At 53.0% G+C, this 26,212-nt stretch carries 20 protein-coding genes and 1 pseudogene; 4 read left to right on the forward strand and 17 right to left on the reverse strand.

Annotation, left to right across the window (positions count from 1 at the left end; translation table 11 throughout):
• Window positions 1-45: 45 nt before the first annotated feature.
• From KOM00_RS19095 to KOM00_RS19150, 12 genes are all read right to left on the reverse strand, one after another.
• Window positions 46-1,857 carry a hypothetical protein gene (locus KOM00_RS19095; RefSeq protein WP_216500613.1) on the reverse strand — a complete coding sequence of 604 codons (1,812 nt, stop codon included), beginning with the start codon at window positions 1,855-1,857 and terminating at the stop codon, window positions 46-48.
• On the reverse strand, window positions 1,854-4,220 hold the full coding sequence (locus KOM00_RS19100; protein WP_216500614.1) for an AAA family ATPase: 2,367 nt from the start codon (window positions 4,218-4,220) through the stop codon (window positions 1,854-1,856). The genes KOM00_RS19095 and KOM00_RS19100 overlap by 4 nt, the downstream gene beginning before the upstream one ends.
• 3 nt (window positions 4,221-4,223) lie before the next feature.
• The gene (locus KOM00_RS19105) at window positions 4,224-5,699 is read right to left on the reverse strand and encodes a hypothetical protein (protein WP_216500615.1); all 1,476 of its coding nucleotides are present in this window, start codon (window positions 5,697-5,699) and stop codon (window positions 4,224-4,226) included.
• Window positions 5,683-9,018, reverse strand: coding sequence for a DEAD/DEAH box helicase (locus tag KOM00_RS19110; protein WP_216500616.1), 3,336 nt, complete (start codon window positions 9,016-9,018; stop codon window positions 5,683-5,685). Before KOM00_RS19110 ends, KOM00_RS19105 begins: the two co-directional genes overlap by 17 nt.
• Window positions 9,019-9,025: 7 nt before the next feature.
• Complete coding sequence (locus tag KOM00_RS19115) at window positions 9,026-10,462, reverse strand: serine/threonine protein kinase (protein WP_216500617.1); 1,437 nt, start codon at window positions 10,460-10,462, stop codon at window positions 9,026-9,028.
• On the reverse strand, window positions 10,455-11,156 hold the full coding sequence (locus tag KOM00_RS19120; protein ID WP_268899019.1) for a protein phosphatase 2C domain-containing protein: 702 nt from the start codon (window positions 11,154-11,156) through the stop codon (window positions 10,455-10,457). Before KOM00_RS19120 ends, KOM00_RS19115 begins: the two co-directional genes overlap by 8 nt.
• Entirely contained in the window at window positions 11,153-11,833 is a 681-nt protein-coding gene (locus KOM00_RS19125) for a vWA domain-containing protein (protein WP_216500619.1), read from the reverse strand. The genes KOM00_RS19120 and KOM00_RS19125 overlap by 4 nt, the downstream gene beginning before the upstream one ends.
• A 39-nt stretch (window positions 11,834-11,872) precedes the next feature.
• Window positions 11,873-13,513, reverse strand: a complete 1,641-nt coding sequence (locus tag KOM00_RS19130) for a sigma-54-dependent transcriptional regulator (RefSeq protein WP_216500620.1) — start codon at window positions 13,511-13,513, stop codon at window positions 11,873-11,875.
• Between the two features lie 30 nt (window positions 13,514-13,543).
• On the reverse strand, window positions 13,544-13,906 hold the full coding sequence (locus KOM00_RS21095; protein ID WP_216500621.1) for a DUF4258 domain-containing protein: 363 nt from the start codon (window positions 13,904-13,906) through the stop codon (window positions 13,544-13,546).
• A gap of 269 nt (window positions 13,907-14,175) precedes the next feature.
• Window positions 14,176-14,667, reverse strand: coding sequence for a WYL domain-containing protein (locus tag KOM00_RS19140; protein ID WP_236027086.1), 492 nt, complete (start codon window positions 14,665-14,667; stop codon window positions 14,176-14,178).
• Entirely contained in the window at window positions 14,654-15,178 is a 525-nt protein-coding gene (locus KOM00_RS19145; RefSeq protein ID WP_216500622.1) for a hypothetical protein, read from the reverse strand. Before KOM00_RS19145 ends, KOM00_RS19140 begins: the two co-directional genes overlap by 14 nt.
• Window positions 15,179-15,514: 336 nt before the next feature.
• Entirely contained in the window at window positions 15,515-15,694 is a 180-nt protein-coding gene (locus KOM00_RS19150) for a hypothetical protein (protein ID WP_216500623.1), read from the reverse strand.
• A 149-nt stretch (window positions 15,695-15,843) separates the two neighbouring features.
• Here KOM00_RS19150 and KOM00_RS19155 point away from each other — a divergent pair, with 149 nt between their 5' ends.
• Window positions 15,844-16,179 (forward strand): helix-turn-helix domain-containing protein, encoded by a 336-nt coding sequence (locus KOM00_RS19155; protein ID WP_216500624.1) that lies wholly within the window; start codon window positions 15,844-15,846, stop codon window positions 16,177-16,179.
• Between the two features lie 146 nt (window positions 16,180-16,325).
• Here KOM00_RS19155 and KOM00_RS19160 read toward each other — a convergent pair whose 3' ends face one another.
• From KOM00_RS19160 to KOM00_RS19170, 3 genes are read right to left on the reverse strand one after another with little or no spacing between them, the layout of a single operon-like run.
• Window positions 16,326-16,763 (reverse strand): hypothetical protein, encoded by a 438-nt coding sequence (locus KOM00_RS19160; RefSeq protein ID WP_216500625.1) that lies wholly within the window; start codon window positions 16,761-16,763, stop codon window positions 16,326-16,328.
• Window positions 16,720-17,238 (reverse strand): hypothetical protein, encoded by a 519-nt coding sequence (locus KOM00_RS19165; RefSeq protein WP_216500626.1) that lies wholly within the window; start codon window positions 17,236-17,238, stop codon window positions 16,720-16,722. Before KOM00_RS19165 ends, KOM00_RS19160 begins: the two co-directional genes overlap by 44 nt.
• A gap of 4 nt (window positions 17,239-17,242) precedes the next feature.
• Complete coding sequence (locus KOM00_RS19170) at window positions 17,243-17,863, reverse strand: hypothetical protein (RefSeq protein WP_216500627.1); 621 nt, start codon at window positions 17,861-17,863, stop codon at window positions 17,243-17,245.
• Window positions 17,864-20,502: 2,639 nt separating this feature from the next.
• Here KOM00_RS19170 and KOM00_RS19175 point away from each other — a divergent pair.
• Window positions 20,503-22,026, forward strand: a complete 1,524-nt coding sequence (locus tag KOM00_RS19175) for an Arm DNA-binding domain-containing protein (RefSeq protein ID WP_216500628.1) — start codon at window positions 20,503-20,505, stop codon at window positions 22,024-22,026.
• Window positions 22,027-22,384: 358 nt separating this feature from the next.
• Here the strand turns inward: KOM00_RS19175 and KOM00_RS19180 are convergent, their stop codons facing one another.
• Window positions 22,385-23,449 (reverse strand): RelA/SpoT domain-containing protein, encoded by a 1,065-nt coding sequence (locus KOM00_RS19180; protein ID WP_216500629.1) that lies wholly within the window; start codon window positions 23,447-23,449, stop codon window positions 22,385-22,387.
• Between the two features lie 180 nt (window positions 23,450-23,629).
• Complete coding sequence (locus KOM00_RS19185; protein ID WP_216500630.1) at window positions 23,630-24,100, reverse strand: hypothetical protein; 471 nt, start codon at window positions 24,098-24,100, stop codon at window positions 23,630-23,632.
• 582 nt (window positions 24,101-24,682) lie between these two features.
• On the opposite strand from KOM00_RS19185, the gene KOM00_RS19190 reads away from it, so the two are divergent.
• Together KOM00_RS19190 and KOM00_RS19195 are read left to right on the forward strand one after the other, a co-directional pair.
• Window positions 24,683-25,633: a hypothetical protein gene (locus KOM00_RS19190; protein WP_216500631.1), complete on the forward strand. Its 951-nt coding sequence runs from the start codon at window positions 24,683-24,685 to the stop codon at window positions 25,631-25,633.
• Between the two features lie 75 nt (window positions 25,634-25,708).
• A pseudogene (locus KOM00_RS19195) lies at window positions 25,709-26,212 on the forward strand (hypothetical protein); the annotation flags it as partial.

Consider the following 26,212-nt stretch of genomic DNA (forward strand, 5'->3'; position numbering starts at 1 on the left):
CAAACGCCGGACTGTGTGCAGGATAAATCTGATGTCCCGCAGAGTTTAAGGGATGGGAAATTCCTGCTGCCACCTGCCATAGAGGGCAAAGTCACTCGGCCAATGGCCGTTAACGGAGAATTTCCCCCTCCTCTTGCCAGCTTGGTGAAATATCTCCCAGTCTAATTTGCACTTCGCACAATGGGCCTTGAACGATTTATCGGCTCTGGGTTTAAAATTGGCCTCCTCCCCACAGTACCGGCAGGTTGCGGTCAGGTTCACATCCCGGACACATTGCAAAAATTCCTGGCAGAGATCCATGTCCACTTGAAACCGGCTCAGCAGTTTTTCGACCTTATCCATTTCGACCGCAGGCACTGGAGCAACAACCGAGACCCTGTTCCCCCGCACCTCAAACATCCTCATTGGCTCCAACACTTGAAGAACCGGCGTCGGCATCATAAAAATGTCCCTGGCGTAATTGCCAAGAAGGGATTGCCACGTCCACGCGGTGAGAAGAGAGATGACCTTCTCCTGGATCAGTATATCAAGCGGTGAAAGGACCAAAGGGCGCCCACTGTCTCCGCCCCAGAGCAAAGGTGCCGGATCGCAGCTGGAGCGGTCACCTGTAAGAACAACGGGAATCCGGAGCTCGGTGCCCCGCCTCACCACGGCCGAGTTGTTTCCAAGGTATTCCAGTAACGGAACAAAGACCAAGCTGTCACCGTCTCTTTTGGAGACACGCCAGTTCCTTCCTTCGTTCACCAGCCTGATGCCGGCAGTTCCCTGGGGCGAGGCATCAACCTGCTGCAAGGAGCGCTCTAAAACGAGGCCGACGTAGTCGACATACGAGTTGAAAAGCTCACCAACTCCTTTCAGGTGTTGTTCGGGCTTTTCCTGGACCTCGATAGACTCTTCGCGATGTTGCTCCCAGAGCCGGACCAAGTGGCGATAGTGCTGATCGTGAGTCAATATGTTGGTAAGGTGAATCTGGTTGGGAACTTGCGCCGACCGCGGTATGGCCCGATAGAGGCCGCTTTGTTTAAGAACACGAACGCCCTGCAGAAGCTGGCGGAGCATTTCAACCGTCTTCTTGCTCAAATCGATTTGCGCGCTCGTCTGTTCCTCGTTGAATGTCTCCCCCCACATTGTGAACACGTCATGTGATAGACGGAAATGGGTCTCGGGCGCAGTCTGAAATTTTTGGGCCTCCAAAAAATTGTCCAACAACAGCTGCACATTCGCGAGACGCCTTACCAGGAAATATTCGAGGCGGTCCACCAATCGTGCAAACAGCTTGTTTTCATAGATACTGTAGTCATCCTCGCTGAAAAGGCCCAGGATCGCTTTCGGAACGATCCCGGCGATGGTCCTTTGCTGCCAGCAGGAGGTATCTGAGGCAAGGTGTCTTATGGCAGCAGGGGCGATACGCCGCGCGCGGCTAACAGGGGTGATGTCCTCTTGGTAAAGCATATCGAGCCTGGGTCTCCGAGCCAGCTCCATCAGATGCCCCTTGTCGAAAGTCTCGGAAAGCGTTTTTTCCAGTGGCCGCAGTTCCGATATGTTGGCAACTGCCTGTGGTAACAATGGCGATGGGAGCTTTCCCTTATTAGACTTACGGATTGCGGAAATACTCATGACTGCTTTGGAAACGAGCCCCAGGTTGGCCTCCGCTTCGGGATCGGGTTCCGTGGCAAAGAAGATCGCTTTGTGCTCATCGATGCGGCAGTCGGACGTCCCGTCCGAGAGGAGGACGTCACCCGCTTCGAGAAGTGAGTGACCGTTAAACACCGCACTCGTCGAAAGCTCGTAGCGGCCTGGCGCCACGACGCCCGGCAAGGCGACCAGTTGGCCGGTCAGTCTATCCCAGACCCTCACGCTCTCCGTCCCTTGCGTTTTTTGTCGCTTTCGAGCAGTTCCAAACACCGGGCCGGCTTTCCACCGATGTCTGACCAGAAAGCATTCAAAGCCCGCTCAACCTCAGTCAGATGGTTTGACTCAATGTCATAGCGGCCAGTAACCTTGCCAGAGCTGAACACCCTGGTAGCTAACAGGTGGTCAAAGGCCAGCCCCAGGGAACCTCCTGATGCGGCAACAACCGGGACAAAGCTCCGGGCCTGTTTGGCGAAGCGGTTCCCCCACTTGACATCAAAAACCGACCTCAGTGTGTTGGTAAGCTCGCACTTGGGCGAGTGCAACTTGGTCAGCACCTCTTCGACCTCCTGCCGGTGGGCGCTGCTCGCCTCCCTAAAGCGCTTCACCAGCGAATCATACGAGTAGATGCACGCCTGCTCCACCGGAGTCACCTCGAATTTCGGGCACTCCCGCAATTCCATGATGTGGGCCCGATCCTGGGTCTTCAGGGCGAATTCGTTGGTGGTCTCGTCGTGGTTTGCGGTTCCCATGAACCAGACGTTTTTAGGGACGCGGACTTTGCGCCCGTCGACCAGGCCCACCGGAGTTTCCGGAAGCTGTTCCTCGCGCAACTCGATCAGGCGTTCCTTTTCGTCGTTTTTTTCCAGCGCCGAGAGGAACTCCGCAAAGTACTGCTCCGGGCGGGAGAGATTCATCTCATCCAAGAGGACTATGTTGATGCGGTCCGCATAATTGGGGGTCTGGGCCTGATAGATGGCCTGCAGGCATTCCTTTTCGTAATACTTTTTCTCGAAAGAATTGTAGTGCCCGATCAAGTCGAACCTGTCCCGCCATCCGGCCTGCACGGCTATGTCGGCACAGTGTCCGCCGACCACCTTGGCGAGTGCCTTAACAATGCTCGTTTTCCCTGTGCCGCTCATTCCCTGCAGGATGTGCAGCTGGCTCATCGCCATCCCACCGATAAGGATGCGGATGTCGTCCATTTCGTAGTAGAGCGGAATACCGTCATAGGCCCCTGCGACGCGCATCCTGACTTCAGAGGCGAATTCCTTCAGATTGGGAACACGTTTGGTCTCAAACTTCGTCTGGCAGACAGGGTCGCTGTCCAGCTTGGCCAACTGGGGGAAGACGCGGGCAGAGTGCTGTGCGTTAGTCAGGGCGGTGACACGAGACTCGAGATCCTTAAGGTGAGCGGTCAACAGCTCCTTATGCCTGACCAGGGCGCGCTTCTCGCCTTCAAGACGCTCTTTGTCGAGGACGCTAACGCGGCTGGTATGCAGTTCCGCAAGTGCCTGCACACTGCTCATTTCAAGAGAGGCGACCTTCTCCCTGAGGGCATCCCGCTCGATACGCAGCCGCTCGTTTTCGGCTGCGAAATCAGTTTCCCCCAAGGTATCCAATTGTCGTTTCAGGTCTCGGCGTTCCTGCTTCAGATGGTCCAGTTCCTCGAGGAATTCGTCCACCGTCTTGCCGCAGAGGGCGCGCCTTAAATCCTCCAACTCTGCCAGCTCCTTATCACGGCCTGACAGTTCCTGGTACGCCCTGTCACGCTGTCCCTGAAATGTTGAGAGCTTCACCTGCAGTTTCTCAATCTCCGCCTGGAACTCGGACTCCAGCTCTCTTCTCACCTGTTCCTTTTCCTCGACAAGTTCCCGCCACCCCGTTTCTAGCCGCGACTTGTCGCGTCCGAGCTTCCGCTCTTTAATTTCGGACTCGGCCAGCCTCGCATTCAGCTCTTCTTCCCAAATTCGTAGTTCTTCGCGCCTTTTAGTTTGTTCCTCATTCAGTTTGGCCATCGCCTGGCTGCGCATCTCTTCCAACTCTGCACCAACTTGGAGTCGCCGCTCATCCAGTTTCGCAATCTGTTCCCGCCGTTCCTCAAGCGCTTCTTCATTTTGCCTAGCGAAGTTCTCCCGGGCGTTAAGCTCGCGGGCCTCCATGTCACGTTCCTTCTCCGTGACTTCCTTATCCCTATTGGCAAGGGCTCCCTGCTGCCGGGCCAGATCCTTCAGGTCCTTATCGAGCTCCTCCCGAATCTTTGCAACTTCATCCTGTTGGGTTTCATATTTTTTGCGAGCAGCGTCCCGCTTCCGGCCGGCCTCTTCGACACCTCTTACGAAGCTTTGCAGCTGGGACATGTAGTTCTGTAACGCCTCCACATCAGCGGGGCCAACCACAGCCAGCGGGTGAATAGATGCGGTTGGCAGTTCCGGAGCCTCTTCACCGAGGCTAACAGAAGCGTTAAGCACTGCTTCTTCGATCTTGGGGAAAAGGTTGGGGCTCTCTTTAACGACCTTGGGACTGTTCTGGCCGTTGCCATTGCCGCCATTGCCGTTATGGTTCTTATTCCTGTTTTTTTTCGCCATGGTCTAGTACAGCTCCTTGAATTTTAGTACCCATTCCATAATGAAATCCGACTGCGAAAGAGCTTCCTCCTTTAAAAGACGTCTTCCGGATGCATGCTGAGCCTTGTTTCGGACATTGGCCAACTCGATCAATCGTTCCAAATCGCGAATCTCTACCTCGACCAAATTCAGGGGGAACTCCACGTGTTCACTGCTCGACAGTAAGGCAGCGGCCATAAGTGCCTTCAGTGATTCACTGCCGGAGTTCCTGGCTTTTCTAATGTTATAAACCTGTTGCCCCGCCAAGCCGTCCGCGACCTTATTATTCACCATCGGAAGGTCAAGCGACATAAAGGTGGCCATCGCCTCGTCGCGCTTCCAGGAATCCTTCGGAAGGCGGTGTTTGGAGAAGACCGGCCCCTGGCCAATCATCCATTTAAAAGTGCCTTCTCCCAGTTTTTGGGCCTCTGACACCAGAGTGTCGAGCTGTTCTTCACTGGGCCTCTCCCTCATTGCCACCAGATTTTGGGCACGAAGGAAGGAGGGGAGGTAACGTGCCAGGGAAGGAACCCGGGGGGCCCAGGGATAATTGGAGAGAACTTCCCACATGACTTTCTCCTCCATCTCATCCAGAGTTTCTAGAGTAATCTCCTGAGCGGAGTCGGCACCGAGGACACGCGCCACCTTTTTGGCTAGCGGGGGAAGTTTGGGGGCAAGGTTTCTTACTCGCTCGCGCATCCAAGGCGCGGCCTTGCGCAACCCAAAGGGGTCACTTACCAGCCACGGTTTCTCTCCCCCCTTTTCCTTGTACAGCAAGCTCCAGAGGTACATCGGCACTGGGTTCTGGTCAATCAGCTCGATCCCGTGAATCTTGACCCGTTCAGCGGTTACCACATCCTCATCCGAGATCGCCCTCGAGTTGTCGTAGTCCCTTCGGTAGCGTTCGTAGGCATCGAAGAACTGTTTTTCTGAAAGTTTGGCCCTGGCGGCAGCCACCGCCGGAACATTGTAGGGGCAGTCGGTTTCCCCCTTGCCGCGATCCAGAAGGAAAACCGGGAACCCGCCTTTTTCGCCGCAAGGCTCGATCTCCGGAAGGGAGGAGGAAAACCTGGGGAGAAGCTCCCCAGTGATGGCATCCTGGAAGGCATATCCCACTAGTTGCTTGGCCTTTTCGAACTCGAGTGTATCCAGGACGTCAAGCCCCTTCGTTGTGATGCAGCCACGTCCATCCATGACCCCTTGAGGCATCAGTTGGGTTGCAACGATGAACGCTACCAGCTCCGGCGCCAGCCCAAGGAGTGCTCCCACCTCCTCCCGATCCGTGGTCCTCGCACGTGCCAGGCCAAGGATTGCCTTTTGAAAGAGGTTCAAACTGTTACGCGACGGCTCAGGGTAAAGGACCCGCCATACGTGGACTGGCCACAGTATGGAGTCGCCAAATCCGTGCGCCCCCCCACCGTATTCCGGAAAACGAAGGTACCGGTCAGCAAACACTGCCATAAGGACCTCGACAAAGGTTAAGAAATGCGCTCAGGGCTGGCACGGCTTCTTGCGCATCGGATCCGTCGGCCATCGCGATATCCCCTACGGCGACCAGCAACCGGCGCTGTCGGCTCATTGCCACGTTCATCCGGTTCGCAAGGCGCAGGAACCCGAAGCGGTTGTTCCAGGATGCTTCGGATCCTGGTGAAGTTACAGAAGGCTTACTCGATCGCACTATCGACAGGAGGACCACGTCAAACTCCTTGCCCTGGAAGGCGTCCACGGTTCCGATCCTTAGCTTCTCCGAACCGTCTTCGCTGTTGGCCAGCTCGGGTTTGATCCTGATCCCCTCGGATGATTCCTCAGTTAGCTCGTAGGATAGGAATTCGTGCATAAGGAGGTCACGTTGAGCGCTGTAAAAGGTAATCACACCGATGCTGAGGTCGGGTGCGGCCGCCATGAGACGCTTGACTTCTTTCCCGATTTTGCGCGCTTCGGCTTTGCGGCGCCTGCTTCCTCCGCTGCGTTCCTCACCTCCGTCGTCATGAGGCACATTCAGCCAAGCGCAGACCTTTCCTTCGTAACCAGGCAGGGAGTGAGCGAAATCTTCGGCAGGCCGGCCCGGGAGAAGGGGGGGTTCGTGCACCTTCTCATAGAAGTTTTGGCTGACGAATTGCCCCAGCACGGGATGCATGCGGTATTGGGTATCCAGCATCACCACGCGTGTCTTGCCATCGACCTCCTTCATGGAGCGAAGTTGAGTCACAAGGCGCTCGAAGAGGCTTTGCTTCATCGCGTCTTTTTGAGCTTTCTGCAAGTTGAGCCTCTCCCCAAGTTCCCCCTCGATTTCGGGGTCGAGCAAATGCGGTAACTGGAGATGGTCCCCGACCAGGATGATCCGTTTGCGGGCCATCGCCATCGGGATGATCAGATCCAGCGGGTTGGCTCGAGCAGCCTCGTCAATGATCACTGTGTCGAACTCAACCGAAGTGGCGCCGTCGGTCTTGGAAAGCTCCTTAAGAGACGCCATCTTGTCCGAGGCCGATTGCTGGCAGGTGGCCCCGACGATGCTGCAATACTCCCGGGCTGCATTCCTGACCTTGTCCGGCTCATGAACCAGGGCGTCACGGAAATCTGCAAGCACCGATGCAACACCCCGTCGCGAATTTCTGATCGGCTCTTCCAATGCGGTCACGATATCGTTTAGGACCCCGGCGAGTTCCTCGTCGATGAAACTCTTTATGGCCGGCGGACGATAATCCGGGAGTAGTGCGTCAAGCAGCGACTCCTTGAGACGGCGTAGGGCCTCCAGGGAATCGCTACCAGGAGCATCCGTCGTTTCCGATACAGCCTCCAGCAGCGACCACTGGTCCACGTCCAGGCTTATCCCGCGGCGCCTGAGCTCCTGAAGGCAGCGCCAGGCTCTGTCCGAGCCGTCATCAGCGAACCCCGAAGCGGTGGCCCTGAGGCTCCTTACAGCAAGCATCAGGGGGGCGGGAATAACCCTGTAGTTTCGTGTCTGGTCTCGCAGCACGTCAGCCCTTTGGAGATAGGCCTCCCACCTCTCCCGCAGGGGTATCGACAGCCTTAGCCCATATGGGCTCAGCCTCGCAAGTAACTCCGAGACTCTCGAGAGCCTTTCTGCCCGTTCAGACGGGGATAGATGGCTGACCCGCAGAATGGCAATTTCACGGTTCAATGTTCGCAAAATCGGCACGTGCGGTTCATCTGCCTCGATTTTCTGCAAGATTTCGCCCACATAGGTACTCTTTCGCGAGCACCACCCTTCGACCGGATCGTTAGCGTCCTCTGCCCGCCGGCCACGCTCCCCTACTTTGTAAGGAGGCAGCCCGAAAACCTCAGTTCGGGCCAGGGCGTTTTCCACCGCGTCATGTTGGAAACTGCTGATCAGCACCTCGTGTTGTAGTGACTGCCCCCGGAGTTCCTGGGCAAGTCGGCGCTGGATGGCAGCTATCACCTGGGTCTTGCCCGTCCCTGGAGGACCGACGATGATGGCAATATCAGGAGTATTCATGGCAACCGACACGGCCTCGTTCTGCTTTTCTGTCGGAGGACCGCGGAAGATTTCCCGTGCGTATTGGGTGATACCCGCGAACTTACGGCGAGGGAAGCCATCAACGACGACGGGAAAGGCGATCCCCTCAAGGATGTAGCGCAACTGCGGCAGCCGCTTGCCGCGGTCGATTTCCTGTTTAGCTCGCTCTCGGCGCTGCTGGACAGTCAGATGGCCCGTCAGTGACGCGTACAGGACCCCTTTTGCCGGCGGTGATGCCTGCCGGAATCTCTCGTCGACCCTGAGGACCACCGAATCGCGATCCAGCCGGACCTTGCCATGGATGCTTTTGGTGCGTGTTTTCATGTCGAGTGGGTCGACGTTGAGGTCGGGGGCCACCAACCAGGGAGGCGCCACCTCGCCGACCTCGAGTTCGAAATCATCGGTGGCTTCAAGCCCCCCCCACCGCTCCCGAAACGAGATCAACTCCTCCCTGGATTTGGGCGTGAAGCGCCATTCGAAATACTCATCTCCGGCTTGCTGTACCTCGCGGTACCGGAAGGTGCCCAAGCTGCGGGCCGACTTGAGCGCTTTTTGCCACTCCGTGCGGCCGTACTCCTTCCAAAGCTCCAGATAGCCGCCGTTGTTTTCGCGTAGGGCGCGTTCCAGTGCATGATGTGCAACCGGATCGAGCAGGAGTTTCGCATCGCTGGCATCGATGAATGCCAACTCCCCTTCCAGCAGACAGGGCACCATCCGCTGCCCTGTCTGCCGCGTGAGCTTGACCAGGCGGGGCGGAGCATCTTTGCGACGGGAGATTCTGCCACACCACTGGCGTCCCAGGATCTGAAAGTCGCCTTCGCCACTGCCATAGTGGCATGCGAAAATGCGTGGTGTTCCATCCACTCCGGCCGAGATAAATTCATCCGTCAGCCACTGCAGTGTGCGGTCCATGTCAACCGCAGGGATCTCATTTTTCAAACGGAGCAGTTCGACGACTCCCTCATCTACCCCGATCTTGAACTCGAGCTGGATCCGTGCCCCTACTTCCACGGCCTGCAGGTCGAATGTCCCTGACTTGTGCCGCCGGAGCACCCACTGTGTGTTGCCTCGGGTGACCATCCCCCTGATTCGTTCGGAACTGCTGTCATCCGGGCTGACGGGGCACACCTTCTTACCATGGTGCAGATAGTACCCTGTGCTGCTGAACGTGAGGGATACCTCGTTGACGTCGGCCCAAACCAGGTGAGACTGCAGGGCACCGTCAAGCGACCGGAAGGTGTAAAGGTCCGGGGCTAAGAAACGAAATTCGTTGAGATGCATTACTCACCTACCATTTAAAAGTCCAGGTCGGATGGCCGGAATCACGGCCGCCCAGGTGCAGTACCCACCGGCCCCCCCGCCTCGACTCGCTCTTCAACCTTTGAGGTCGCGTTATGGCAAAGGGGTCCCCACCGTCGACGCGGTTGATGGATACTTCGCACCCATCGCACGGAGTGACCTTAAGGCCGGTCCGAGTAAGTTCAATGCTCAGCAACGGATCGGACTGGGAGTAGAGGGAGGTCCCGACCGGAGAGCGTCTGAGCTCCAGTGGAGAGTCCAGGGAAAGAACGACGTAGTCGCCCGTCTTCACCCATACCCCCGGATCAAGCTCCTCATCGGGATCACGCAGTTCCGGCGCATAAAGCCTGTGCGTCAGAATGAGGTGGTTTTCGGGGGAGTTCCGGTGGTCACAAAACGGGCACTGTAGGGACTTCTCTGCGAAGAAGTGGTTGCCGCAGTCGGAAGCCTCGCACAAGACAGTCAGTGCGGATGCGGCCTCGAAGGCGGCTGCCCATGCTGCCATGCTCGGTCTTGCCCCTGGGGAGGCGAGACCTTCGCCGAAGCATTCGCTAAAAAGACTCCTCAGCCGGTCCGTCAGCACTATTTCACGAGGCAGCCCTGTACTCATCTCGTTACGGCGATCAGTCGGGTGATCTACCCATGGAAGCTCCCCCCGCAATGCAGCCTCCTCGACTTCCGGCCCCCCGTCGTTGACCATGTCACCCTTCAGGGGATGCGAAAGCGCCAGGAGGCGGAATGCGATGACGGCAAAGCTCCAGATATCGGTCAGGGTGTTCACACCGGATTCTTTGCGCAATATTTCCGGCGCTCCGTAGTCGGGAGTTATCATGGAATCCTTGACTGCTCGACTGCAGAAGCACAGATTGTCGCAATCGATCAGCCAGACCTCGGCGTGTTCACGAGCCTGAGAGACGAAAACATTGCTTGGAGCGAGATCCCCGAAGGCCAAGCCTCTGCCGTGAAGGTCGGCCAGCAACCGTGCCAGGCGCCCGAGCAAGGCTACCCGACGCTTGAGTCCTCCAGTCTCCAGGAAACCGGAGAGTTTTTCCGCCGGGTCCGCCCCTCCCAACATGCTGCATTCCGACAGATCGAGCAGCGCCGAAAGTGGTAGCAGCCCGTCCATAAGCTCCATGACATAGCCTGGCCTCGGCCGTTCCACGATCGCCACAGGCCGGGCGATGGACAGACCTTCGAGCGGCAGCCTCATGATCCAACGGATGTGGTTGATCCACTCGGCTCTCTGTGCCTCGGAAGTATGGGTGCTGATTTTCACCAAGACGTTGGTGCTCGTGGTTTTGTACACGACTCCTTGTCCGCCTTGGCCCAACTTTCCGGTCAACCGGTAAGGATGACCATGGCCGTCATGTACGATGAGATCCCTTGGTTTTTCATTTGTCGCAATATCAGAAACGGTATCAGTCATCTTCGTTTTCCCAAAAAACAGCTGCTATGGATTTGTCGTCTGAATGCCCGGGTGTTGGCCACTCGTGTAATTGGTGTGTCAGCCAGCGGCCCATTGCAGGGCTCCTTCGGCTAAAGGTTTGATTCCTAATTTCCTCAAAGAACTCCTCCAGCCTTCTGTGATCGATGTCCTCGCTGATGCCGTCGGTCATCATTATGATGCCGTCGCCAGGCTCCTCTAATGCGCACCGGTGCACCAGCCACTCCCCTCCAGTGAAAACTCCTGAAAGTGCAAGTGTCTGATTCGAGAAACCGCTGCGTTCCGGCGTGAGGTTAGTGAACCGGCCTTGTGAACGGCACAGTATCAAGCCGTCACCCAGTTGAGCCACGGTGGCGTTCCCTCCAGCGTCTACGTAGGAAAAAAGACACGTGGTCGCTGCCGCTTCGGCAGATTCTGCGGTTACCCTCCGGACCCAGTTGCGATGAACCGTTTCGCAAAGGGCGTCGTCACGCGGCGGGGGGCTCGTCGTGAAAGCCGCTTTTACCGCGCAGCATGCCTGACGCGCGCCGTTGGCGCTTTCGGACCGCGACCCCAACCCGTCACAGACCACCAGGAGCAATCCTGAAGCAAGTCGACGCACCATCGCAGCGTCTTGCTTGGGCACCCCACGGGTCCTGTTGTCTGGACCTGCCACGCTGGCACAGCAGGTCCTCATGCGATATCAAAATCCTGGTCGAAGTCGTCGTCAGGGGGGGGAGGTATGAATAGCGGTGCGGTTTCGTCTGGATTCTGCCGCTGAGAACGGGAGGAGATACTCATGGAGACTGCGCGGAAGAAGCGGTGAATATCGCGGGCTCGATGAGCCCTGAAAACAGGAGCTTCCTTGTCATTGATAAAATTATTGAGCATACCCTCGTCAGCGTCCCCCCCAATGGCCATTGCGAATCGGGTGGCCTTTTGGGAGCGCTCCGATGCGCAGAAGTCCTCGAATGCAGATTCCCAGGCATCGGTCGGGTAACCGTCAGAAACCAGTATTATTGCAGGCCGGCAAGACCTCGAAGGGATCAGGTCCTTATCCTCTACCATTTGACAGGCCAGGGTAAGTGCGGCTCCCATAGGCGTACCGCCGTCAGCCACAAAATCGCCGACGGGGGGGAGTTCGTGCACTGGCGTCAGGGGAAGGTGCACCCTTGCGTCTCCCCCAAAGGTGACGATGGCGACCTGGATTTCCGCCCGCAGACGGCTTTCCTTGGAGAACGTCTCCAGCATATCCCGCACGGCTGCGTTTAGAGCCGTGATCTTGCCTTCTTCCGCCATACTTCCACTGACATCCGCCAGCAGGATAACCGGTAACGGCTTCGGCTTTGCGAGTGCGAAATCTTTTAATGCCATTTCCTTTTAACTCCTTCAGTTGAAATTATTACGGTTGTATTACTGGAGCCAGTTCCGGATGGTCCGTTCGCTTACGGTGCAGATACTCTCTACCGGTACTCCGCGCGATTTCGCGATACGTCTGATTTCAGTAGCCAGGTATCTCCTCAGCTCGCCCTCGACCTCACCGCAGTCCAGCCTTTTCGACATTTCTATGCATTTGTCCAGTGGTTCCTGATTGGCGAAGGAGCGGGCAACCCCGATGGCGGGTGTTCCGGCGCTCCCTAGTGGCAACGCAGACCCGTTGATGGCAGCGAGCGCTTCTACAACGCACTCATCCATAGAAAGGCCATTCTCCACATCGCACCTGGCGGCCAGGAAATGGTAGGCAACTTGGTAAAGAGTGCGAAGGTTCCCCGGTAGAGGGTGTTCCTGCAAATGCTTCACGATGCGTTCGTGGTATTGCTTCCCGAGAGCGGCCATCCGATGGGGAATTCCCGCGCGTCTGGACGCATTATCGTAAACCTGTTCCCATATCCACGGAATGTCCTCTTTCAGCTGGCGTAAAGGCGGGAAACAAAGAACGAAAGTGCTGATACGGTCTAGAAAGTCGGGGTCCAGGCGGGTAACGAGAAGATCCCAAGAGAGATTTGTGGCGGTCAGCAGCCTGAAGTTGCTTTCCACCGGTTTGTTCTCCCCCAAAGGGTAGTAACGTTTTTCCTCGATCGCCTTTATCAACAGCCGCTGCACCTCACTGGAGACGTCACCGACTTCGTCAAGAAACAGTGTGTCGTTATTTGCCTTGGACAGCAGCCCTTCCTTCCCGAACTTGGCATCGGTAAAAGCTCCTTTTGCATGTCCAAACAATTCGGAACGCATCGTTTCAGGAGTGTACTGTCCGCACGCAACGGCCGGCCACTCCCCACCTTTCCCCGCATGGAAACTGCTATGGATTCTTATCCAACTGGCCAGCGTCGTTTTCCCCGTTCCGCGCTCCCCCAAGATGAGGATTGGCACATTCAGCTTCGCAAACCGCGCTGCCTTGTTGTAAAGGTCGATAAGGGGCCGTGAGCGGAACAGTCGCCTGTCCCACAGAATCCTCGATTCGGAAAACTCAACGTCAAGCGGTGCCTCCGAGACATATTTCTTGTAGAACGTCTCGATGCCAATCTCGACGTCGCAGATTATCCTCCCATCCTTCCGCTCCCCTGGCCGATAGCTCTTGACCAACCTGAACGGTTGTGGGATGAAGCCCGTTTCCGCCATGAGAACCCACACCGTGTGCATTGAAGGAGTGCCTGGGCTGATATGGATAATCAACTCTCTCCCGAGGAACTCCCGCCGCAAATCCGGCATTGTCTTTTCCAGAAACTTGAAGATGCTTTTATGGTCCGTCGGATCATCGGAATGCCAACAGCAGAATTGAACGCGAATACTTTGATCACGCTTTCTTATCTCATGTGCCGTTTCCTCTGCGGTACGTCTTTCGGCATCCCCACCGGTCGCACTCTGTCGGTACAGTAGCACTACATCGGTAACCGCACCACGTAAGGGCGACTTTTCGTCGTGCAGGAGCGTGAGTGTGGGGCCTGCAACTGCTTTCCCGTCAACCAGGCGATATGCCCTCGTCTCTCTCACCCTCTCGAAAGGGTCGTTGTTGAAGGCTATCCACGATATGAGAACTGCGTTTTTACGGTTCACTACTTCCTCTTACCAATTGTGAATGCTCGACTATGCCGCAAGGAGATATCCGGACCTTCGGAGCGCACAGGCCCTACTTTCCCACGGCTTCCGCGCCTTGGGCTTCAGCCCTCTCAGGTCATGGTTACGATAAACAGTGATGACTGTTTCGTCATGCGAGCACACAACGTGAATTCCATCACAGTTATCGATCCTGATACCACGCCCCCGCTGGTATTTAATCTCTCTCGTCCCAACTACATATATGACCGCCCCTCGAATCTCGACTCGACGGCCATATACAATGACGTTGTTTATGTCATTGGAGGAAATATGGCGGTTTCCCATTCGCTCCCTTGCGTGGTTGGTAAAGGAAAGGCGTTCAAAGTCAGTCGGCATAATGTCAGTCAGCATAAATCCTCCTAGTAATATGAATTACTAGAGTTATTGCCAACGACATGCCAGGCTTGATACAAAAACGGTAAACACCTAGTCTCATTGATTTTATAAGCTTTTAGAACTCCCTACCAGCAGGACTGCCCTAAAAAAACGGCAATTATCTTCCGAACCACCAGCACGAAATTTCCGAATTGTAAGTAGGGATTCCTCTGCATGAACCTTACGCCCCTATGAACTGGATTTGAATTGATTTTTCTACAAGACGGAGATCTTGGCTTTGCTACCTATACCAGCAAATCCCCCCCAGCCATTGTCCTACACCCGGCATACTTTCGTAGTGCAAACTGCATCTCATCCACAATTTTTCCCCTTAGCCACGCCGGTTCCAGAACCTCCACCTCGGAGCCGTGGCGCAGGATCTCCATCATGATCTCTGTGCTATGAGAGGCTTGTAGGGTCCTCTTCAGTGATCCGTCCTCCAACAATTCCTCAACCTGCCCTTCATGCCAGATTTCCCCTCGGACCCACCGTGTACGCTCAGGGGTGAACCGAAGCACAACATCAAAAGCATCATTGTTTTGGAAGATGCCGAAGGTATTCTCAAGGTGCGGCTGCCACTCCTGCCGTGGGCGCGGGTAAAACCCTTCCGCTGCAACACTGCACAGCGTCATCCTCCCAAATACGAAGTCGCGCCACTCCCTCCGCAATTGACAAAAGGCGATCAAATGCCAGTTACCCATGTAGTTCACCATGTGGTACGGTTCAACGGTGCGCATGGTACAGGCACCTGAAGTGGGCGAGTAGTAGCAGAAGGTGAAGAGTTTCCCTTGCAGTAGGCCGAAGTGACCAGTTGAAAGACCAGCGGATCGGTAGGGCTGATCCCTTCAAGCGAAAGGAAAAAGCCTCGTCAGGCTTGGTGCGGCCGGGTAGGTTGGCGGCCAGAAGTGATCCGAGACGGCGAGAAACCGTTTCGAGTTCCTGAGCTAAAGAGCCGGCCGATGATGCCTCTGTTATCAACTTGCGGGAAATGAGCAGGGCTAGGAGCTCCCCTTCCGACATGCGGGTCATTGGCAGTTGGAAACTGGAGTCGGCATATCGGTACCCCTTGTGGGAAAGCAGGTATTCAAGTGGGGCCTGCAGGCGGTCACGGAAATAATCTATTGAGCGCTGAGCGGTCTTGGTGCTGATTTCGAATTGGGCTGCAAGCTTGAATGCGTTGGGGTAACGACCGTGCCTGGTCTCGTTATCAAACCAGACAAACCGCTCCAAGAACAGTTGTTCGCCCACCTCGCCCCCATTACTTCATTAAAATTAAAATGTGCCAAATATACACGCAAAAATCTAGGACGTCAAATAGTGAATAGAAAAGGGCTGGTCTACGCGGAGCAAGTGAGGCAAAGCGGTTACGTCTCTCACAGATCGTTGCTCAAAAAGGTCGCAGCACTCGTAGCTTTCTAAAGGGAGCCATCACCATACATAACACTAATTATGTATACTAATCCCGACCACAGACCGCTCAGCATCAGACGGCTACCGTTCCCATGCACGCAATGTTGCTCACAGCACAGGTCTAACACCTGTTGCTGCACGTGGTCGCCCCTCTCTACAGCCAACCTCAGAATGTCATTTCTTCGTACCCACGAGATAGAGGAAGGATGCCAAGGCATGAATGGTCACCATAGCAATTCCTACTGTCACGGCTAATCTTGTCATATGCAGTGACACCAGCAGGTTGACAGCAATCCCTGACATAAATTCTGCACCTCTGACAATAGTTGTATACGACAACTCACTCTTCCCCATACGCCTCCCGTCTCTACCGTCAATCCCAAAAGACAATTATTAATTACCAGCGAGTTACCTAAAAGTCAACTTAAAACTGTCGCTAAGACAATTAATGTTGACGAAAAGATCATCTCCAGTGTATTTAAAGGAGGATGGGAGGGAATCAGATGGCTGAACTAGAAGAACAGATTGGGGAAAGGATCCGCAGAAGTCGTGAGGCTTTGGGTCTAACCCAGCGGCAATTAGCAGATTTAGTGGGCAGCAGCCCCCCAAATATAAATTATTATGAAAAGGGCTCGAGGTCTGCGCCGCTTAGTATGGTCATCAAGCTTGCTAGCGTCTTGGGGATTTCAACGGATTTTTTGTTACTGGGGACGGGCCCACAAATGTTCATCGACGATCAACTCTCAGAATTGTTTAAAGACTTTTCCACCCTTAAACCACGAGATAGAAAGATCGTAACGCAAGTAATCAAGTTCATGAAGGAACAGGCAAAAGAATAGCCTTGCCCTTTGAAAAACGACCGCTGCATCGTAAGTAATGAAATGCAACGGCCATTCTTTGCTTGCCGTCCCGAAACGTGTGGTGGCTGCCGTCGCCCATGGATCCCATTGGCGACGATTGAAGACTAAGATCATGGCCCCCCTCTCTACTCTCTCGCCAGCGACATAAGTACATTTTTGATGCACCTCTCTGCACACTTAGCTTCAAATAGCGTTAAATACAGTTCGCTGCTCCCCATTGCTAAGAGGAGATTTCGGCCGTTCTTCTGCTTAGTCTCCCCGCGGACTGTCAAATATCCCTGAATTTCAAAGGTCACTGGCGATTTAAGGTCATTGCATATGTAGCAATCAAGCAGAATCAACAACTTATTGCAGTCATTCAAGTCGCAGTAAAGGTCCCGTTTACTGCCATCTTGTGACACCTTGCTGGTGATGAGTTCCTCGCCAAACAACATGACCGAACCTTCTTTATGGTTTCGATAATACGGTCGTCCGTCATCGTGCGAATACTGGACCCTTTTTGAAACTACGAGAGCATCATTAAGGTTCAACAGATTGATCTTGCTCTTTATTTCGTATCTCATTTAGTTTCCTCCGGATTGTCTCGTGGGAGACGGTTATGTTGCGATTTTTGAGGTAATCTACCATGTCACGCAGGGAGTAGCCGGACTCCTTAAACTTGACAAGTTCAGGCAAGTACAAATCCAGTCCAGCACTCTTTCGTGGCTTGGCCCGTTGCAACATCGCTGCCTTGCTACGCGCTTCGTGTACTTCTTCAATCGATGCTACATCGTCACATTTTCGATGGATTGCAACAGTGTCTAGATGCCGGTACTCCTTTATCGCCCGCACAAATCCACAGTACTGAAGCATTACCCTGTTGAGTTTCTTGTGGCTATTCCGGGTGTCGTAATAGAAGTTGTCTGCCTTTCTGAACGCCTTGATCACCAGTTCATCTGTCAACTTAGCAGTATACTTCAGCAGTGTGGCCCTCTGTGAAGCCGAGGTTGCAGTCAAGCGGTCAATCTCTTTGATAGCTCCAGGAATATCAAGTTTCATAGGATCACCTCCGCCCTGAGTATGAAATGCGAAACACGTCACCTCTTCTATGGCTGCACCGCCTTGAGGTTTCAATTTCCGCAGAAGTTGTTGATTTACCTGACAAAATCGCCTCTTTGAAGAATCGCTGAGCAAAGCAGTGCTTAATGCCGTGAGGGCCACGCTTTGGATGATATTGGCCTGTCTCTTTCGCTGCTTTGTTGATACTCTGTAAATAGCTCCGGTAGTCTCCGCAAAGGCTGCCATGGGCTGCAATAAAGGCCTCAAGTTCCATGTAGGTATCAACAGAGACATAGTGTGATGATTCGTACCCGCCCTTTTCTTTCGTCCGGATTTCTCCGACCTCCCGATCCAGAAAATATGGATCTTGGATGATACCGAACATGTTGTGGACATCCAACTTTGACTTCGAGAACTTAGACCGAGCAAACCCTACACCCTCCCCACGACAGCCGGATTCTAGCTGGATTTTCGCTGCCAACTGGTGCATAGGATCTAGAATTGCTGCAATCAGAGCTTCTGGGTCCTCGAAAGCCCGCCCATAGCCTCCCCATCTGATGTAGCTGTGCCTCGCACGGCATGCATCAAGTATTTTCTCTGAACAAAAATCTCGAAACGAGTTCATCTGTGCCTCCGTTTTCTCCCACCCTGCTCGGCCTTGTAGTAGTGCAACGCGGACAGGAATTTGGATAAAGCTGCTGAATATGTGCGAACTGTTGCAGGTGCTAGCCCCCGCGAGACTTGAAGCTCCAACCACTCAACCATGTGGCATGGTCGAATCTCTAAAATCTGCGAAATGCCGTACGTTGCCAACGCGTATCCCGCGACCGCATGCCATACCCTAAGATAAACAGAACGCGTGTTGTCAGAGTGAACTAAGACGTCGGGCATCCTCGCGCTTTTCAGTTTATGGCGGCTCACGCGTATTCCGGACACGAAATGGAAGAGCCCCTCCACTTGGCCATGAGGATTCCCGCGCATACATAGGGTCTTTTGTACTGAATTGTCCTGTTCCATACCTCACTCCTTTGTTTGGCGTTTTTGGAAGACCTAATTACTTCTAAGAGTTGAACAACTACCACTTCCTCTGCATCCGAGGTAGGCCAGGTGTCTGCCTTCTAACGGCTCCCGCAGCTAGCGGTGCCAATGCAGGACCTCCGTCGCGTTGTACGGAGTTTCTCTGCAACATTTTGCTACAGGGGAAGGTTTTCCCTCAGTAGCTGGCACCGCGGATTCCGTTACGCGGATTCTCACTAGGCGCCGACGCATGTGTGCGAAAGTTATTTGGGCAATGACTGCTTGGGCAGATAAAAAAACCAGTTTTTGGCGCACCAAAGCAAGTATCAGCACAAGATGCTGATTTTGTTGAATAATATTTTTTCAGCAATCCCCCAAATAAACAGATCAGAGTGATGTCTGAAAAGAGAGAAATACTATTCACGTTTCAGTAGCAAACCCACCTAACTCTGCACAATCCCCTGTAATCTAAAGCCTCTGCTGTCATGCGGCCTATTTTTCAAGCCAGAAGAACTACCTAAATGATGACCAGAAGCTGTGACTTCCGAATTCTTCTGGACCGGTCTCTGCAACAGAAGCAACTGCTTGCCAGGACGTAATAGAGATCTGAGTTTTGCCCTCCTTGGGATTGCTATTCTTCTTTCTTGTACTGTTTATGTCTCGGCAGTCCAACCAGACATCCTTTCGCATTTTCAGCTAGTTAGGTAAAAAACCCTACTCCACCTGAGCCGGCAGAATTTGCCATTGCTTGACAGCTCAACTCGACAATTCCTTCCATAGCAATTCAATTCACACCGCTCGCACCAGTGGTTCTTGGCCAAGACCGGCGTCGGCAGCAGAAGCAACTGCTTGCCAGGGCGTAATGGGGGATCTGAGTTTTGCCCTCTTAGGGATTGCTATCCATTCTTTCTTGTACTGTTTATGTCTCGGCAGTCCAACCAGATACCCTTGCGCACTTTCAACTAGTTAGGTTCAAAATCCTACTCCACCTGAGCCGGCAGAATTTGCCATTGCTTGACAGCTCAACTCGATAACTTCTGCCATAGCACTTCAATTCACACCGCTCACACCAGTTGTTCTCAACCGGGCATTCCTTTCAAGCGCGATGTTGCACTCGGTTTAATTTCTATGGTGGTGATGAAAACGATTTCTCCTTCGCGTTCTCCCCTTGGCTCCCCTTGGCTCCCCTTGGCTCCCCTTGGCTTCGGCAGGTGCTCCGGCTTGGGTGCTCCGGCTTGGGTGCTCCGGCTTGGGTGCTCCGGCTTGGGTGCTCCGTCTGGCGTGCTCCTGCTGGTCGCTCTGGCTGGGGTGCTTCTCCGGCTATCCGGTTGCAGGCTTGGGCTGCAGGTCGGACTGTGGGCTCGGGTTCTGGACGCAGGAATTGGACGCAGGAATTGGACGCAGGAATTGGACGCCGGATCTAGACGCCGGAACTGGACGCTGGAACTGGACGCTGGAACTGGACGCTGGAACTGGACGCTGGAACTGGACGCTGGAACTGGACGCTGGAACTGGACGCCGGAACTGGACGCCGGAACTGGACGCCGGAACTGGACGCCGGAATTGGACGCCGGAATTGGACGCCGGAATTGGACGCCGGAATTGGACGCCGGAATTGGACGCCGGAATTGGACGCCGGAATTGGACGCCGGAATTGGACGCCGGAATTGGACGCCGGAATTGGACGCCTGAACTGGACTCAGAAACTGGACGCAGAAACTGGACGCAGAAACTAGACGCCGGAATTGGACGCCGGAAGCGTACGACGCCAAAGTAAAAAAGGCCGCTATTTCAACAGCATTCAGTCTTTTGTTCGGGATAATTGGCGAATGCTTTCGAATTGGTGAGAGTTTTGTCTTACTCGAGGGGCATCCACCTCACATATCTTGTGAAGGTGGGTGCATTGTGAATATTGAGACAACTGAGATGATAGGAATTGCGGAATTCGCAAGACGGTTGAAAGTCTGTCCAAACACTGTCCGCAACTGGATCCGTAGAGGGGTGCTACTACCAGGAACGCACTACCTTCACACTGGCCGGATAATTCGATTCGCATGGTCCGACGCTAAAGTAAGGGATTTGATGGCGCATCTCCAGCCACAACCGTCCCCCAAAAGACCACAATTAAAGAGCAAATCCAAATGCCATCTCAAACTTAAAGCTTGAAATCGCTCCCAAGAGGATTATCCTAATCGGCGCAAACGAAAATCGACCGAACAGGAGGGGCGACCATGAGAGGAACATGACATGAAGAGAAAGAAGGACATAGTACAGGAAACAATGGTGAGACCTTCATTTGGCAGCATCTACCGGGTGAAAGGCTCGAAGTACCTGTACCTGAATTTCTATTATTTTGGGCAGCGGCTACGCTTCCCTACTGACCGCGAGGATACCGACAGAAATAGGGATGAACTTACAGAGTTCATGAATACCGTCGGGGAAAAGATCCGCAAGAGAACTCTGAACTTTGCTAAGACGTTCTACTGGCTAGACGAGAAGACAAAAGCATATTTTTCAGAACTGGAAGGACGCGAAGTACACCCTGAGCCGGAGCATGTGTTATTCGGAGAGTATGCTCTGCAGTGGATGGCTCGAAAGATCCCGACATTTGCATCAGTGTCGAAGCAGAGGGACTATCGCGAGGCGCTGAACTCCAGGGTCCTCCCGTATTTCGGAGCCATGCCTTTTGCCAGCATCACGGCGACGGTGATAGAGACGTTCATTGACAACCTGAAGCGTAGTGTCCGCACGAACGTACCAGGGAGGGCAAAGGGTGCTCGGAATGGGAAACCCCTCTCAGTGAAGAGGATCAAGAGCATCATAGCGCCCATGTCCAAAGTCTGGACGGCCGCGTGCAACGACCACAACTGGAACCTCCGGGACCCGTTCTCCGGCATGACTGAGAAGTATAAAGAACTGATGGATCGGTCTCTACAGGAGAAGGAACGGCTTGCGGTGCTGCTGGGCGACGAAGAAGAGGAAACATCAAGGCGAGAGGTCTTCCTCTGCGCGGAGTGGAAACGACTCCTCCTTTTCGTAGATCCCCACTACCACCTGGTGATGAACCTGCTTTTGATGGGTTTGATCGGGTCCGAACTTGAAGGTTTGCAGAAGCAACATGTGGGCGAAAACTCAGTGCAGATACGCTGTGCGGTAGTCCGGGACAAGAACGGAAAGGTCTATCTAAAGTTCAAGCCCAAAAACTGGTACAGAAAACGCGAGATCCCGATGACGCGCAATCTCCGGTGGCTTATCGACGGCGCGATGGAAGCATCGCGCAGCACCGAATCCGTCGAATTCGCAAACGGCATCACGCTGCCAGCCAACCAGTTCGTACTGACAATGAAGGATGGCAACCCATTTAACTATGCTTGTTTTGTCAAGACCGTTTGGAACCGAGCTATGAAAAATGCAGGCTTCGACTGGAGGATCCCATACGCATCACGACATACGCTCGTGCAGTGGTCACTCCTCATCGGCGTTACCAAAACGCGACTGGTGGACCTTATGGGTCACAGCAACAAAGGCATGATCGACCGGGTCTACGGTAGATATAGGCAGGGACTTGTGGATGAGCGGGAGGCAATCCTTGAATACCTGGGGGAGGACTTCCTGGCGCTTGAGGAACTGAAGATAACTTTTCCGGAGCGATACCACAGAAAAATGGGTATGCAGGCGCTCGAAAAACCGAGAGCCCTTAATCTGACCACCACTTTTGGTCAAAGTTTTGGTCAAAGTCAAGGGCTCTATGCTGATAACTACCTGAGGTAGCTGGGTATTTCTTGGAGCGGGAAACGGGATTCGAAGGCCTCAATAGCGATCCAAGTAAACGGCACAAACACCTACATTTACTACACAATTACAGGCGGCGCCCCTACCCTTCAGTGTGTTTCAGTCCAATTGAGTAAGGGTAAATTCAGAGCAATTCGTTACAAATCGCGACACCTTAGAGACAGTTTGCTTTGTTCATCGTTCCCCAGTGCTAGACAAGTCCGGGCACTGACAAGAGGATATTTTACTGTGACGACTGGAAGTTGACCTGGCGAATGCCCCACCCCGGTCAAACTGCCTTGTTGGTATCTTTTGCTACACAAATTTCCAAAACTCGAACATGCCCCCTCTGCCCCTATCAACGATGCCGCCTACGGATTAAGTGCGGCTTGGTACGAGAGAGTTTATTGCAGCCATCTTGGACAAATTTGATAAAATCCCGAGCGTCAGAAAAATAGTTTTTGAAAGCGAGCCGTACCTCATCACTTGTGTCTGCCTGGACCAGAACTATATCGTGGTCCGGATGCTGCTGTTCTAGTTCAAATAGAGCTCGCAACGCATCAGGAGAGTCTCGAAACGTCTTTATAAGCAATTCACCTGATGGAGAAATTATAAGAATTGAATTTCGCTTTTTAGAGAAAGCTTTATCTGTCGCGTTAAGTCCACGTAAGGTTTTAAGTAATTTTAACTCCTTATCAAGGGCTAAGAAGTCATCAACTACTTGTTGATCTGTGAGTTCTGGAAATGGACCAAGTGACTGTTCATAACTCCTTGCCAAAATTTCACTGGCAAGTGCCATAGCTTTTTGATACCTCTGGTCCCCCTTCTGGAATTTTGGTTGACTTTCAGTAATAAACCCTATCACCTCTACAGCTGTTGCCCATGCGTGTTGAACCAAAGTACGATACTGGATCTCGACGAACAAGCCTCTTAGGTTTCGCCCCGTTGTGGAGTTCACATCATATTCATATACATCATGGATTCCACGATATCCTGTTGATTTTGGATTTTTAATGTAATCATACTTGTCAACCTCATTTCTGCGCTTGTGGTTGAACTTTGCTTTATGGAACTCAGACCGAAACGCATTTAGCTCATCGATGGTTGGGAAAATGAGTCGACATCCTGCAATGTCGTCCATTCGAGAAAGTTCCATCTTTGGAAAACGATTCAACTTATCGAAAATAGTACGTTTTCGCTTGTGTCTCTGAGCTACAGATATCTTTATGCCAAGCTTTGTGCGTCTAATCCGGTTCCTTAATATTCCTTGAAAAGTATTTAGCACTGCACGATGGGCTGCTCGCCAATAATCTATCGTACTAAGATCCTCCGACGTTGCTGTTCCTGCCCGAACCTTCGCTCCAGCGTTGTTTACCTTTGATTTTGATCCCCCTGGGAAATCACCGTTCTTTTTATTACACATAAACTTCTCCGATGTTTTTAACCGCGTCTAATTCAACGAGCAACGGCCCGGGTGGTGAGCTGAATTCACTGCTAACCGGCCTGATTTAGCGCTACGTCAATCCGAAAAACAGGCCTCTTTCCCTAAAGCTATGAGCCGATAACAGTCCATGAGATCGTCGAGTGCCAAGTGGTACCCGAATTAGTAACCACCGTACAAATTCCCGCCAGACGAAGCCGGGGCATCGTCCTCTTGAACATTAGTAGTATCGAATTTTGTTCTGCATTTTGGGCATTTAACCGTACCGGCATACAACTCCTGCAGAATCTGAATCTGCTTTTCAACCATACAAACAGGGCAAGCAAAATGTACAGGTTCATTCTTAAAGCGGTAGACAATAGCATTTCCTTCAGTCTTCACCAGCTCGTAGAGGCTCGACTTGCCCTCCCACGTCTCTTTGTCTCTAATTTTTTCTATTAAATGATGGTTTTCCTCTTGAAGTCTAAGCAGATCCTCACGAACCTGAAAAAGATCATCTTGAACCTTTCCGATCTTGTCCATAGCTTCTAAAATCTTTTCATTGACCGTCTGATCAATCTTTTGGTCCAAAGTGAACTTCAAAGCCTCCTTGGTGAACTTCAATGCAGTATATGCTGCAGGAAAATCAATCATATTGTCCTCCACCTTGTATTAATAGGCTATCGGCTAACGGGTTGGGCGTGAGCAAGATTCACCGCTCCACCAGCCTCGTTGGCGTTCACAGTATGGTAGTTCCGACCCGCAAAGGGGTTGTGGGGACTGGGCGAACCATTCATTCCTTAGTCTTCAAGCCACGGTAGTTCTTCATTCGGTCCATATATATAGCCTCCTTGAATGTAAAATTTGCCACTTTTCTTGGGGCCATAGATGTATCCACCCTGGATATAATATTTCCCGCTATTTTTGGGGCCATATATGTAATTATTTTGGATGTAAAATTGACCCGACATTTTAGGTCCGTAGATATAATTGCCTTGAATGTAATATTTCCCTGAACTCATCCTCCCCCCTTTAGTCCCTGCCTACTCCTTATTGAGCTGTTCACGCCCGCTCATGAATGCCCCCCCCCAAAGGGAACATTTACCCTGAGCCCAAAAAGCAATCTGCTTTGTGTCACCGCTCATTTCCCAGGTTTAGGAAGACGGGGACTTGTATACACCCGAAGATTCCTATATCATCTCTCACAACCTAAGAAAAGAATAATCTGGAGCCGTCATGTTAGCCGTCCCAAAATGGGCAGAGGGCAAACCATTTCTCATAGCCCTTCTTGCTCCCCAATTTGCGTCTTCAGCAAGGGACATACACTTAGCTTTCCGCCACATTAGAGAGCGGCGAATCGTCAACCATCAATACCCCATGCCAGCACTGCCAGGCTGGTTTGCCATGTACCGTTCTCACAGCAAACCCATTCAGTTCATACGAGCATTTTGTTCCGGCTTTTCACAGTTTGGTGCTGAAGGGATCGAACTTGGTGAAATGTTTTTAGAAGCGACTCGATTGATAAGTAGAGGCAAGCTTAAACCAGCTGAACTCACTCCCAACTCTGAAGGCATTAAACATATACTTCCTCTGTTGCAATCCACCCTTTCCGCATCTTTCCAGGACATAGAGGAAGACTTTTCCGATCCCCCTCTTGATCCGTCGGTAAAGGATTCAGCCCAGCAACTGCTCAGAGACATGGAATTGGAAAGCAGCTTTTTCATTCTTGTGCTCGCCCCCTGTTGGCTCCTTTATCGGGAGCACCCAACCCGTCTATATCGCAAGGCGAGGCTTGGCCATCTCGATGCGCTGGAAAAGCTTCTCCGCCTTGATCCGTTATTGCTGCATGACCATTCAATCGGGAGACAAATTCAGTCTTTTCGTTTAAACAACAAAACATCAGCATATCAAACTCTGATAGAAGCTACCCTGAAACGCCCAAAGGCCCGGATCACCCGCAAAAAAATGAAATATGCCACGGCGGGATTAATTTCAGCACTTTCCAACCTCATGAAAAAACCGCTTTCTGAACCAGAAATCCGCGCCCTCTTTGATGCCGTCGCGCAAGATGCTGACAACTCTCCTATAGACACCGACCTTGCCGAGAGTCCTGAAGCATTCGCCAAGGCCATTAACAGGGATCGCAGCTTCTGGCTGCAAACGCTGCTACCGGACAAAAAAATGTAGAAGTACTGTCCGGGTACTTTTGTGATCATCAGCATAAAACCACCTCCTAAGAACATCATTTGCTTAGGAGGTTTCATGGACACACAAAGTACTAACAATTTCCCCAAAGCCAACGCTGACGCGGCCTGCCGTGGGGGCAGGGCCACGAGCAGCGAGGCCAGCATGGCGGAACCTGTAACACGCCATGCGCTAATGCCACCTGCACAGGATTTCCAGTATCTCCTGTGCGGTTTCGACTCCATGGACATCGGCCTTTTCGTCGAATGGGGAGCAGACTGGCCGGTGGTTCTCCGCACCCTCCAACAACTCAAAGACCACGCAAAAAAGCTCGGTGAGGTTGTCGAAGAAACCACACTGGGGAGAAACTACGTCCTTTTCCCCAATGGCAAAGGCGATAACTACGCCTTTCATCTCCAATTCCCTGAGTATCATCTCTACATTGCCAAGTCAGAAAAATTCACGTCCTCTCCGAACGTCTATCTTTCCATCAACGCAAGAACCATGTGGGGGAAAGGCATAGCCTACGCCCTTGACCTGGCTGCAAAGGACGTCAAGTACTTCGGTGGGAAAATTGTCGAA

This window comes from Geomonas diazotrophica (genome assembly GCF_018919385.1).
In the GTDB taxonomy this organism is placed as follows: Bacteria; Desulfobacterota; Desulfuromonadia; order Geobacterales; family Geobacteraceae; genus Geomonas; species Geomonas diazotrophica.